Origin of the sequence: Nonomuraea lactucae, assembly GCF_003313395.1 — a bacterium.
Lineage (GTDB): Bacteria > Actinomycetota > Actinomycetes > Streptosporangiales > Streptosporangiaceae > Nonomuraea > Nonomuraea lactucae.
In genome coordinates this window covers 1-11,399 of the sequence record NZ_QNFZ01000260.1, presented here as the reverse complement: position 1 = coordinate 11,399, position 11,399 = coordinate 1, and the positions used below count along the sequence as shown (strand labels likewise).

Annotated in this window: 11 protein-coding genes; 5 read left to right on the top strand and 6 right to left on the bottom strand. The window is 71.8% G+C overall.

Translation table 11 applies throughout. The features are described from left to right. The first annotated feature begins 423 nt into the window (after positions 1-423). Positions 424-1,530 (top strand): hypothetical protein, encoded by a 1,107-nt coding sequence (locus DQW85_RS16915; RefSeq protein WP_162795057.1) that lies wholly within the window; start codon positions 424-426, stop codon positions 1,528-1,530. 105 nt (positions 1,531-1,635) lie between these two features. Here DQW85_RS16915 and DQW85_RS16910 read toward each other — a convergent pair whose 3' ends face one another. Further along, positions 1,636-3,558: a Xaa-Pro dipeptidyl-peptidase gene (locus tag DQW85_RS16910; protein ID WP_113701264.1), complete on the bottom strand. Its 1,923-nt coding sequence runs from the start codon at positions 3,556-3,558 to the stop codon at positions 1,636-1,638. A gap of 439 nt (positions 3,559-3,997) precedes the next feature. Between DQW85_RS16910 and DQW85_RS16905 the strand changes: the two genes are divergently transcribed. Further along, a complete protein-coding gene (locus DQW85_RS16905; RefSeq protein WP_162795056.1) occupies positions 3,998-4,171 on the top strand; it encodes a hypothetical protein in 174 nt (57 codons plus the stop codon). On the opposite strand, the gene DQW85_RS16900 is transcribed toward DQW85_RS16905, so the two are convergent. Together DQW85_RS16900 and DQW85_RS16895 are read right to left on the bottom strand one after the other, a co-directional pair. Beyond that, complete coding sequence (locus DQW85_RS16900; protein WP_162795055.1) at positions 4,168-4,707, bottom strand: YybH family protein; 540 nt, start codon at positions 4,705-4,707, stop codon at positions 4,168-4,170. The two genes, DQW85_RS16905 and DQW85_RS16900, sit on opposite strands and share 4 nt — an antisense overlap. 424 nt (positions 4,708-5,131) lie before the next feature. Continuing rightward, entirely contained in the window at positions 5,132-6,259 is a 1,128-nt protein-coding gene (locus tag DQW85_RS16895) for an epoxide hydrolase family protein (RefSeq protein ID WP_113701261.1), read from the bottom strand. A gap of 52 nt (positions 6,260-6,311) precedes the next feature. Between DQW85_RS16895 and DQW85_RS44540 the strand changes: the two genes are divergently transcribed. Next, complete coding sequence (locus DQW85_RS44540) at positions 6,312-7,319, top strand: helix-turn-helix transcriptional regulator (RefSeq protein ID WP_162795054.1); 1,008 nt, start codon at positions 6,312-6,314, stop codon at positions 7,317-7,319. A gap of 24 nt (positions 7,320-7,343) precedes the next feature. Then, a complete protein-coding gene (locus DQW85_RS16880; RefSeq protein WP_113701259.1) occupies positions 7,344-7,661 on the top strand; it encodes a hypothetical protein in 318 nt (105 codons plus the stop codon). Positions 7,662-7,701: 40 nt separating this feature from the next. On the opposite strand, the gene DQW85_RS16875 is transcribed toward DQW85_RS16880, so the two are convergent. Further along, complete coding sequence (locus DQW85_RS16875) at positions 7,702-8,175, bottom strand: GNAT family N-acetyltransferase (RefSeq protein WP_113701258.1); 474 nt, start codon at positions 8,173-8,175, stop codon at positions 7,702-7,704. Between the two features lie 192 nt (positions 8,176-8,367). Between DQW85_RS16875 and DQW85_RS16870 the strand changes: the two genes are divergently transcribed. Continuing rightward, positions 8,368-10,302 (top strand): glycosyl hydrolase family 28 protein, encoded by a 1,935-nt coding sequence (locus tag DQW85_RS16870; protein WP_113701257.1) that lies wholly within the window; start codon positions 8,368-8,370, stop codon positions 10,300-10,302. 80 nt (positions 10,303-10,382) lie between these two features. Here the strand turns inward: DQW85_RS16870 and DQW85_RS16865 are convergent, their stop codons facing one another. Then, entirely contained in the window at positions 10,383-10,670 is a 288-nt protein-coding gene (locus tag DQW85_RS16865) for a DUF1876 domain-containing protein (protein ID WP_240197235.1), read from the bottom strand. A 55-nt stretch (positions 10,671-10,725) separates the two neighbouring features. Continuing rightward, positions 10,726-11,399, bottom strand: a 674-nt coding sequence (locus DQW85_RS16860) for an SRPBCC family protein (protein WP_205315182.1), incomplete at its 5' end; no start/stop codon positions are given.

Below are 11,399 nucleotides of genomic sequence, written 5' to 3'. Positions count from 1 at the left end.
GCCCGCGCCGACCGGCTCCCGGACCGTGCCTCCGCCCGCGCCGACCGGCTCCCGGACCGTGGGGACGGGCCGCTCGCCCGGGAGGAGAGGTCGGCCGACCCCCTTCCCGCCCCGGGGGATGGATCCCCCGCCCCGGTCTCAGCCCGGGCCGACCGGTCACCGGACCGGTCCCCAGACTGGGCCATCGTCCGCCGCACCCGCGGAGGCGCGCCATACCGGAACCTTCCAGCGGCGTCCGCTCATGACCGGAGCAGCAGCGGCCCGGCCGGTCATGAGCCGGCTCTTTCACGCCGGACAGAAGGTGGCCCGCCTTGGAAGCACCACCCGGACGATGGCCCACCATGGACGCACGGCCCGGATCCCGGCAGACCGGACGGAGCGCCCGCGCGCCGGAAGCCGCCCACCAGCCTGCCCTCGGACCGCATGGTGGCAGGGACACCGCCGAAGAGCGCCATGATCCTCAGCGCCCCGGTGCCGGGTGACGAGCTCGACCTGGCCCCCCTGCCGGATGACGAAGCCGGCGCGGGATCCCTGCCGGGCGTGCTCGCCACCGCCGTCCTGCCCGAGAGGAACGGGAGCGGCCCCGCGTGGGCCCGTGGCGTCACCGCCGAACCGCCGTGGGAGCGGGTCCCCGCCGGCGCCGCCCGCTTCCCCGCCCCGCGGCCGGCCGAGACCGGCCAGGTGGTGGAGCTGCGCGGCGGCGAGGAGTTCTGGCGGAACCGCCCCGACGAGAACGACGCCGACACGGTCGTCACGGTCAGGACCGTGGCCCGCGTCGGCCTGCTGGTCGGCGTCGGCCTCCTGGTGGCCGGACTGGCCTGGTCCGGCCTCAACGCCCGCCAGCGGATGCCCATGGTCAACGAGATGTCCGCGCCCGGCCCGGCGACGACTCCGGCACCGGAGGGCCGCCCGTCGTCCGGCCCGGCGGTGGCCGTACCGCCCCCTGCCGACCCGGCCCCGTCCCCGAGCGCGACCACCGCGCCCACGGCCACCGAGAGCCGTCGGGCGCAGACGGACCCGACGGTGGCCGGGACCATGAGCCCCGCCGATTCCAGCGGCGACCGTTCGGTGCCCGGCACCATGCGGCGGGACGAGACCGGCCGGCCGAGGAGCACTCCCACGCGGCGGGCGGCACTGCCCCGGCCGCGCCCGCCCGTCGCCGCCCTGTCCCCCGCCTCGGTCAAGCTCGGCGCACGCCGCACGGGCACGTTCACGCTGGCCTGCGGGAGCGGCACCTGCCGCGTCACGTCGGCGACCGGGTCGGGCGGCATCGTGGTGTCCGGGAGGTCGTTCAGGGTGAAGGCGCCGGCGTCGCGCCCCGCCTGCCCCGGCCCGCCCGTGACCAGGACGGGCACGATCGTCATCCGGTGGGCGGGCGTCGCCAGGGGCGACGGCCGCACCACCGCGGGCACCGCCACCAGCGGCGGCACGTTCAGGCTGCGCGTCTCGTGGACGGTCGCCCGTGACCCGGGAGCGTACGTGCAGGACAGTCAGGGCGGCGGCTCCTGGACGAACTGCAGCCGCTACTGACCACGGCTCCGGACCCGGCCCCGGACGCCTGGACGCGCCGGACCGCCGGACCGCCGGACCGCCGCGCGGGCGGTCCGCCGGGTCCACGGAGAGTGACGGACGGAGCTAGAAGAAGCTGAACTCCCGCTCCGGCTGCGGCAGCTCGAACCTGTCGGGCCCGCGGAAGGCCGACTTGTCCTTCGGCACGTTCGTCAGCGGGGTGCCAGGGGCGAACGGCACGGTAAGGCTGCTCGCCGGCAGGTCGACGGTCACCTTCGCGCCGGTGCCCCGCTCCTCGCTGTAGGTCGCGTCGGTGCCCGCGATCACGAGAGCGATCCTGTGCCCCTTCTTGAACGTGTAGTCGTGCGGCAGCGTCTGCCACTTGACCTTGCCGTACGTCCCGACGGGCAGCGGCGCGGACCTGCTGAGCGAGTCGCGGTTCTGCACGTCGATCCAGCCGCGGGCGACGATCTCGGCGGGGCGGTCGGCCACGTTCGTGACGATCTTCTTGTAGCAGGCGTCGTCGGCCGCGGTGCTCTCGCCGTGGCAGTCCTCCTCGGGCAGCGTGGTGATGCCCTGGCCGCGCCGCCAGTCCAGCCTGGTGTCGTCGCCGAAGTCGACGAGCAGGGCCGTCAGGTTGGAGGTGGGCTTGTCGAGCTTGACCCTCAGATCCGCCGTCGGCGTGCCCGACAGGCGCATGTCCAGCGGGAGCGGGCCGGTCGAGAACGCCACGCGGCCCGGCTTGACCGCGCCGACGTCCGCGATCATGTCGGACTCCTGCAGCGCCACGTCCGTGAACGACGCCGTCGTGCCCCTGGCGGCGGGCTTCATCCCGAGGGAGCCGTCGGCGGCCGGCCGCAGCGCCGTCCTGGCCGCGAGCGGCGCCGGCCAGTCGCGCTGCCTGATCCACTGGGTCGGGCCCACCTGCACATCGGCGCGCGGCTCGGCCATGACGTCGTTGCGCACGCCGTGCAGCCAGTGGTCGAACCAGCGGTGCAGCGTGTCGACCCACACGCCCCTGCGGCCCTCGAAGTCGAACGGGTCCACGTGGTGGTACTGGCCCACCCAGATCTTGCGGGGCACGTTCCGCTCGGCCAGCGCCTGCCACCAGGTGGAGAAGTTGTCGGGCTTGACGTTCAGGTCGTTGGTGGTGTGGACGACGAAGACGCTGGCGCGCACCTTCGAGGCGTCGCCGAGCAGACCGGAGATGTAGTCGCGCTCGGCCCAGAAGCGGTTGTAGTTGCCGGTGTCGTCGCCGTCCTCGGCGTCCATCCGGTCGCGTACGGCCTGGCACTTGGCCTCGGGGTCGGTGTCGACGTAGTCGGCCAGCCAGGAGGCGTAGTCGTAGCTGTAGACCACCCCGTTGGAGCGCTGGTACTTGTACCAGGAGCTGATCGCGGCGATGGGCACGATCGTCTCCAGTCCCCGCACCCCGGTGGCGGCCACGGCGTTGGCCAGGGTGCCGTCGTACGACTTGCCGATCATCGCGGCCTTGCCGGTGGTCCAGTCGGCCACGGCGGGCGTGCCGTCGGCGCGGAAGGCCCTGGCCCTGCCGTTCAGCCAGTCGATGACCGCTTTCCCGCCGAGCACGTCGGCCTTGCCGCCGATGTCCGGACAGCCCTCCGACCTGGTGGTGCCCAGCATGTCGACGTTCAGGACGGCGTATCCGCGGGGCACGAAGTAGTTGTCGTAGAAGAGGGGGAATTTCGTGACATTTCCGGCGGCGTCGTAGACCTTGCGCTCCGCCTCGTTGCCGCGCCCGGAGTTGTCGTAGTACGGGCTCTCGTCGATGATCACCGGCACCTTGAGCCCCGGGCCGGACTCCTTGGGCCTGATGATGTCGACACGCACCTTGTCCAGCCGCCCGTCGCCGTCGCTGTCGACGCTCGACTCGACGTACACGTGCTCGCGGACCGCGTCCGGATACGAGAAGACCGGCTGGGTGCGGCCGTTCTCCACGGTGACGGCGGGGCCGGTCACCGCCTGGGCGGGGGTCGCCATCGCCAGGGTGAGGGCGACGGCGAAGAGGGCGGGGCGTAAGTGTGACACGCGTGACCTCCGAGACAAATGATCGAGAGTACCCCGGGCAATCTCTCAGACGGCCGGGGACCTGACAAGAACCTGTCCGGGCGGGTACGAACGCGTGTCCGACGGCCGCCCCTCAACCGGGGAAGGTGGGTGCCGTAGCGGAACCCACGGCCAGGATCCAGCGGCGCACCCGGAAAGACCCATGGGAGCGCTCGACCTTCCGGGGGCGCTGATGTGTTCCTGGAGGTGGAGGTGGAGGTGCCCGAGTGCAGGATCCGGTTCCTGAGCCATCTCGGTCTGCTGCGCCGCCGTTCGCCGGCCGGCTACTCCGCAGGTCCCGTCGGTGAGCTCCTGCGCGACGGCAACCCGTTCCGGGACTTGACTCTGCTGTGCGGGCAGGAGTTCCACCAGGCGGGACTCGATCGCCGCCGCGTACCCCTTCCCGCCGGGGGCGTCCGTCGTGGACGTCGGCGGCGGCGACGGCACGGTGCTGTCCGCGATTCCGCGTGACAATCCCGGTGTCTCCGGTGTGCTGTTCGACCGTGACGCGGTGGAGGCGGTGATCGGCCTGCCGCTGGACATGGCGATGCTCGTCTGCCGGCGGCATCGGATGCCTTCACGGCCTTGGGACTAGACCTCCTGGTTGCTCATGTAGCGGGTGATCTTCCAGCCGCCGCCGGACTTGTCCAGGAGGAAGAACTCCCTGTAGCTCTGGCCGTCCTGCTCGCTGGTCGCCAGCACGAACGCCCGGTCGTCGCCGAGCTTTCGCGTCTCATGGATCTGGTACTTGCCCGCCTGCTCCCCCGCCAGCGTCTCCTGATACAGCTTGCGGAGCGCCTGCGTGCCCTCCGCGGTCGGCGACCCCTGCACGGCGGCCAGCCCGTCGGGGGTGAACGCGGCGGCGGCCTGTTCCGCGTTGCCCGACCTGAGCGCGGCGAAGTAGACCTGGACGGCTCCACGCGGCGAGTTCTCGCTCTCCCCGGCGCCTGTCCCCACGGGTGAGGGCATCGTGTCGCCGGTCGGCCAGGCGCTCCTGCCGGTCGCCGGCGCGCCGGGGCCGGCCGCGCCTTTCATCGCCTGCGTGCCTCCGCCCGCCCCGCAACCCGCGGCGAGCAGGGCTGGGACAAGGACCGCGAGCAGGCGTGACCTGCGCTGGACAATCGTGTGCATAGCCGCTTGATGCCCCCGCCACCCGTGATCGAATGCGGCCTTGCGCAGTCCGCACGAGCCCTTTACGGATCCCGGAGATCATGGCCGGGGGCCGGGGGGACGCCCTACTCGGTCACCTCGGCCGGCGGGTAGACGTGAGGGCTCGGATGGCCTGGTGGCAGCACGCAGCGCCGTCCGGAGTCGACGCTGTCGCAGCGTTCGGCACCGTCCCGCTGTGGCAGGGGGGCGGGATCACGCTTCGGCGAGGGTGCGGGATCGATACTCACATCCGGCTCCATATCGGGCACCGTGAGGACGTTACGGCGACACAATGGGGGGTTGGTCGCGCCCCGGTCACGATCGGACCACTGAACGATCTCGCCATTTCCAGTGAAGGCAACGGTGAGTGATCCCGCCCACGCCCCCCGTGCTCCCGCCCTGGGGATCAGCCCAGCGAGCGGAAGAACGCGCGGACGTCGCCGACGAGCAGGTCCGGCTGTTCCATGGCGGCGAAGTGGCCGCCGCGCTCGAACTCGCTCCAGTGCACGATCTTCTCCATCCGCTCGGCCAGCGCGCGCACGGGCAGCGCGTAGTCGAACGGGAAGACGGCCACCCCCGTCGGCGTCGTCGACTGCTCCGGCATGCTCCAGGCGTGGGTGAACTCCCAGTAGATCTGGGCCGCCGAGTCCGCGGTGTTGGTCAGCCAGTAGAGGGACACGTTGGTCAGCATCCGGTCGAGGTCGACGCCGTCCTCGGTCCACTCCTGGAACTTCTCCGCGATCCAGGCGAGCTGCCCGGCCGGCGAGTCGGCGAGGCCGAATCCGAGCGTCTGCGGGCGGGTGGACTGGATGGCCATGTAGCCGCCCAGATCGCCGGTGAACCTCTCCACGCCCGCGAGCCGCGCCTTGTCCACCTCCCCGAGGCCGTCCAGCTCGCCCGGCTGTCCCGTGGGGAAGGTGAGCAGGTAGTTGATGTGCACGCCGATCACGTGATCGGCGTCGACGCGCCCGAGCTCGCGCGAGACGCCCGAACCCCAGTCGCCGCCCTGGGCGCCGTAGCGCTCGTAGCCGAGGCGGGCCATCAGCGTGGCCCACGCCTGGGCGATCCTGCGCAGCGTCCAGCCGCCCTCGGCGAGCGGGGCGGAGAAGCCGTAGCCGGGCAGCGAGGGGATGACCAGGTGGAAGGCGTCGGCGGGGTCGCCGCCGTGCGCGCGCGGGTCGCTCAGCGGGCCGATGACGTCGAGGAACTCCACCACGGAGCCGGGCCAGCCGTGGGTGAGGATCAGCGGCGTGGCGTCCGGCTCGGGCGAGCGGACGTGCAGGAAGTGGATGTCCTGGCCGTCGATGGCGGTGACGTACTGCGGATGGGAGTTGAGCTGCGCCTCGTACGCGCGCCAGTCGTAGGTGTTCGCCCAGTAGTCGATCAGCCCGGTCGCGTGCGCGGCGGGCACGCCCCGCTCCCAACCGGCGCCGGGGAGCTGGCGCGGCAGGCGGGTACGTGACAGCCGCTCGCGCAGATCGTCGAGGTCGGCCTGGGGGATGTCGACGCTGAAGGTGCGGATCTCTTCGCTCATGGAAGGACCATCTCACCCATTGTGGCAAGCTGTTTGCCGCGATAATGGGGGAATGCTGGAAACCTCGGCACGGCTGCTCCGCCTGCTGTCGCTGCTGCAGACCCGCCCCGACTGGACCGGTGCCGAGCTGGCCCAACGCCTCCAGGTCAGCCCGCGCACGATCCGCTACGACATCGACAAGCTGCGCAACCTCGGCTACCCGGTGCACGCGGTGCCGGGCGCCGCCGGAGGCTACCGGCTCGGCGCGGGCGCCAGGCTGCCGCCCCTGCTGCTCGACGACGAGGAGGCGGTGGCGGTGGCCGTGGGCCTGCGGACGGCGGCCAGCGGCACCGTCGAGGGCATCCAGGAGACCTCCCTGCGCGCGCTGGCGAAGCTGGAGCAGGTGCTGCCCGCGCGGCTGCGGCACCGGGTCAACGCCCTGCACGACCACACCGTGTCCCTGGCACGTGACGGGCCGACGGTCACGTCCGACACGCTCACCGCCATCGCGTCCGCCTGCCGCGACCGGCACCGGCTGCGCTTCGACTACCGCACGCACGACGGCGAGGAGCAGGTCCGGGACGTGGAGCCGTACCGGCTGGTGCACACCGGGCGGCGCTGGTACCTGATCGCGTGGGACGTCGGGCGGGCTGACTGGCGTACGTTCCGGGTCGACCGGCTGGCGCCCCGGGTGCCGCCCGGGCCCAGGTTCAGCCCCCGGCTGGACCCGCCGCCGGAGGTGGTGCCGCGCGGCATCGACACGGCCCTGACGCGCCACCGGGCGCGGGTGACGGTGGCGGCGCCCGCCGCCGAGGTGCTGGCCAGGGTGCCCGAGTCGGTCCTGGTGGAGCCGGTGGACGAGCACACTTGCGTGGTGCACGCGGGCGGCGACACGCCGCTGCAGCTCGCGCTGCACATCCTCATGCTGGACACCCCCTTCGAGGTGGACGGGCCGCCGGAGCTGCTGGAGGCGCTCGCCGTCCTTTCCGCCCGGTGCGCGGCTCCGCTGGGGGCAGGCTCACACCCCAAGTCCAGGCAAAGCGGGACAAGCTCGGGTTACCGCTCCGCGCCAGGGGGGTAGCAGCACCGAAGCAAGGGGGGAAACATGATCAAAATGCTGCGGAAGATGGGCATCAGGTCCCACCACGCGTACCTGGCCGGCGCCGCGTCGATAGGCCTGGCCTGCGCGTCGTGGATGCTGTCGAACATGGCCGAGCGGCAGGGCGTCGACAGGGCGGACCGCTGGGGGATCTTCATCGGCGAGTGGGCGCCCACGTTCTTCGCGCTCGGGGTCGCGCTCCGCCTGGAGGAGACGCTGCCCGAGGCCGTCCGCGAGCGGGAGACGGAGGAGCGGCGCGCGGAGACGGAGATGTTCGACCGCGCGTCGAGCGGGATGTCGCACCGCTCGCACTCAGGCGTGTAGTTCAGGCGTGCAGTTCAGGCGTGCAGTTCAGGCGTGCAGTTCAGGCGTGACCGGCGAGCCGCAGGAGCGGCTCGCCGGTCAGCCTGTACATGGTCCACTCGTCCATCGGCACGGCGCCTATTGAACGGTAGAACGCGATGGCCGGCTCGTTCCAGTCGAGCACCGACCATTCCAGACGGTGGTATCCACGCTGGGCGCAGATCCCGGCCAGCTCGGCCAGCAGCGCCTTGCCGTGGCCGCCGCCCCGCCGGTCCGGGCGCACGTACAGGTCCTCCAGGTAGATGCCGTGCGTCCCGCGCCAGGTGGAGAAGCTGAGGAACCAGATCGCGTAGCCGGCCACCTCGCCGTCCTCCTCGGCGATGTGGGCGAATACGGCGGGCGAGTCGCCGAAGAGGGCGGCGCGCAGCTGCTCCTCGGTGGCCCGCGCCTCGTGCGGGGCCTTCTCGTACGTGGCGAGGTCGCGGATGAGCTGGAGGACGGCGGGCACGTCGGCGGGAGTCGCGGGACGAATCACGGCCCTCAGCGTAGCGACCGGGGCAAATACGGAAACCCTTTGCAGCGGTAACGCCGCTATTCACCCGATGTCTCTAGCGCATTCTGCCGGACAGAGACCGAAATCCCGCCGAACCACCCTTGTCACATCGGATCTATAAGCCTAGCTTGAGCCTAAGGTCGGCAACCGACTCTCAGTCAGGAGAAGTGAGTCATGAGCGAGTCCGCCTTAGCCCGAGCAGCCGCCTGGAGCCGGAAGTGGGCCGTCGCCGCAGCCCTGACCGGCCTGGCCGTCCTCTCGGCCGTCGTCCCCTCCCCACCCGCAGGGGCGAGCACCACAGTGAGCGCCGCGGTCCACAACGTCAGGGACTACGGCGCCACGGGCAACGGCTCCACGAACGACACCCCCGCGATCAACCGGGCGATCGACGCCGCCGCGGGCGCCGGAGGCGGGATCGTGCAGTTCCCCGCCGGCACGTACCGGTCGGCGAACTCCATCCACATGAAGAGCAACGTCACCATCCAGCTCGACGGCGGCTCCACGATCCTCGGCTCACCCGACGACGACTACGACCCGCCGGAGCCGAACCCGAACGACGACTACCAGGACTACGGCCACAGCCACTTCCACAACGCGATGATCTGGGGCGACCGCCTCACCGACATCGCGTTCGTCGGCTCGGGCACCATCGACGGGGGCGGCCACCTCATCACCGGCAACCCCGGCTCCGGCGAGGCCGACAAGATCATCTCACTCACGCGCTGCCAGGGCCTGACCGTCAACGGCATCCGGCTGCGGCGCGGCGGCCACTTCGCGATGCTCACCAACGCCTGCGACGACATCACCTCGGACGGGTTGCGCATCGACACGGCCGGCGACCGCGACGGCTGGAACGTCATCAACGCCCGTAACGTCACCATCCGCAACGCGAACATCGCGGCGAACGACGACGCCCTGGCGTTCAAGAGCGACTGGGCTCTCGGCCGGACCTACGACAACGGGAACGTGACCGTCACCGACACCCGCCTGTCGGCCGTGTGCTGCAACGCGCTGATGTTCGGCTCGGAGACCTGCGGCGACTTCACCGGCTACCGGTTCGAGCGCATCTCCATCAACGGCTCGAACAAGTCAGGGCTCGGCATGGTCTCGATGGACGGGACCGTCATCTCCGACGTCCACTACAAGGACATCACGATGACGAACGTACGCGGCGCGATCATGCAGAAGGTCGGCACCCGCCGCAGGTGCGGCGACAGCCCCGGAGTCGGCCGCATCCACGACATCACCTACGAGAACGTCACCTCGTCCGGCCAGAGCGGCGCCAACTTCACCGCGACCCTCTGGGGCGAGTCGGCGGCCGGCAACCGCATCCGCGACGTGACGTTCACCAACGTCCACCTGACCGTCCCCGGCGGCAACGGCTGCATGGGCACCGGCGTGCCCAGCAACGACCCGAACAACTACAACCCGGTCAGCATCGGCACCCGCCCGGCCTACGGCTGGTACGTGCGCAACGCGCACGACATCAGGTTCGTGGACAGCTCTGTGCGGTTCGCCTCGAACGACTGCCGGCCGGCGGTGATCGCAAATACCGGAAGCACGGTCACCTTCGACCGCTTCACCGCCGGACGCGGCTCCAGCAGCCCGCACGACCTGGGCTTCCAGTCGATCACCGGCTACTGCGTGCGCGACAGCCGCAACACGGGCGGGGGCGCGCTGCGCACCAGCGCCACCGGCGGCTCCACGCAGAGCTGCGCTCCCGGTGGCGGCCAGACGCTGGAGGCGGAGAACGCCACGATCTCGCAGGGCGTGGTCGAGTCCAACCACGCGGGCTTCAGCGGCACGGGCTTCGTCAACTACACCAACGTGGCGGGCGGCTACGTGGAGTTCGCGATCACCGCGGCGCAGGCGGGCACGGTGCCCGTGACGCTCCGCTTCGCCAACGGCACCACCGCCAACCGGCCGATGGACATCGCGGTCAACGGCGCCGTGGCGGGCGACGAGGTGGCGTTCCCGCCCACCGGCGCGTGGCCCAACTGGCAGACGGTCACCGTGAACGTCCCGCTGAACGCGGGCGCCAACACCCTCCGGGCCACCGCGACCGGGGCCGCCGGCGGCCCCAACCTGGACCGGATCGACGTAGGCTGACCCGGCCTCCCCCACGCACGCCGCGGGGCCGGACCCGGTCCGGCCCCGCGCCGCGGGCTCACCCCCTCATTTCCGCGGACTCAACCGGGGGGCATCGGGGACCGCGAGAACCTCGCGTTCCGGACGACGTCCTGGTTGGCCACGCTGAGCAACTGGTTGGTCAGGTCGTCCAGGGCCCGCGCTGCGGCGAGTTCGTCGCCGATCTCCGCGGCAGGCCGGTCCACGGGGTTGCGGTGCGCTTCGCCGTACCCCGTGAGCGGCGCCTCCGCGGGCATGGTGAGGGTCGCCCGCGCCGTCGTGGTGTCATCGTTCTCGGTGATGTCGATCTGTATGTCCCAGTGCTTCTCGCCCATGATCTCCACCTCCATCCCTACCTGGTCCTCTACCCGCCGCGGGCCGCGTAGTCGTCCCGGAACGCCGCCGCTACCAGGCTCGGGAGCCTCCGGCGTGAACGCCCCGCGCCCGGCCCTCCACATGCCGCCTCAAGCGCAGCAGGCCGTCGCGCAGCCTCGTCCCCGGATCGGCTCCGAGCAGCCGCGCCACGGCGTGACCTGTGGCTCCGGCCAGCGGGTTGTACGCGAGCCGCACCTCCACACGGGTGCGCCCGGGCGTCTCCGGGACCAGCCGGAGCACGCCGGCATGGGAGACGAGCCGGCCGTCCGTGGTCTTCCAGGCGATCTCCCGCCCCTCCTCCCGCCTGGTCTCGGCGGCGTCGAACCTGATCGGCACGCCGGCCGGCCCGTTCACCGTCCACCGGGAGCTCCGCCCGTCGGAGGATCTCTGGATCTCCCGCACGTCCGGCATGATCCGGGCGAACACCGAATAGTCGCTCACCAGCGGCCAGATCTCCTCGGCGGACGCCTCGATGGAGACGCCCCGGCTCACGTCCACGGCGCGCCCGCCCGCGTAGACGCCGGTGAGCCGCCGCAGGGGAAGGTTCGTGGCGGCCCGGACGAGCAGCACCGCCCCGCTCCCGCGCACCGCCCACGCGAACGGTCTCGGCAGCCGCCTCGACAGGGGCCACGCCGAAACGGCGACGGCACCGGCGGCCACCCGGCCCGAGGGCGACCACCGCTCCTGCGGCACCATGGGCGGCC

What these genes read in the sequence shown, in the direction of transcription:
- DQW85_RS16915 (WP_162795057.1), top strand. Translation starts at nt 424, where the DNA reads ATGGTGGCAGGGACACCGCCGAAGAGCGCCATGATCCTCAGCGCCCCG.
- DQW85_RS16900 (WP_162795055.1), bottom strand. Translation starts at nt 4,707, where the DNA reads ATGCACACGATTGTCCAGCGCAGGTCACGCCTGCTCGCGGTCCTTGTC.
- DQW85_RS16895 (WP_113701261.1), bottom strand. Translation starts at nt 6,259, where the DNA reads ATGAGCGAAGAGATCCGCACCTTCAGCGTCGACATCCCCCAGGCCGAC.
- DQW85_RS44540 (WP_162795054.1), top strand. Translation starts at nt 6,312, where the DNA reads ATGCTGGAAACCTCGGCACGGCTGCTCCGCCTGCTGTCGCTGCTGCAG.
- DQW85_RS16880 (WP_113701259.1), top strand. Translation starts at nt 7,344, where the DNA reads ATGATCAAAATGCTGCGGAAGATGGGCATCAGGTCCCACCACGCGTAC.
- DQW85_RS16870 (WP_113701257.1), top strand. Translation starts at nt 8,368, where the DNA reads ATGAGCGAGTCCGCCTTAGCCCGAGCAGCCGCCTGGAGCCGGAAGTGG.
- DQW85_RS16865 (WP_240197235.1), bottom strand. Translation starts at nt 10,670, where the DNA reads ATGGAGGTGGAGATCATGGGCGAGAAGCACTGGGACATACAGATCGAC.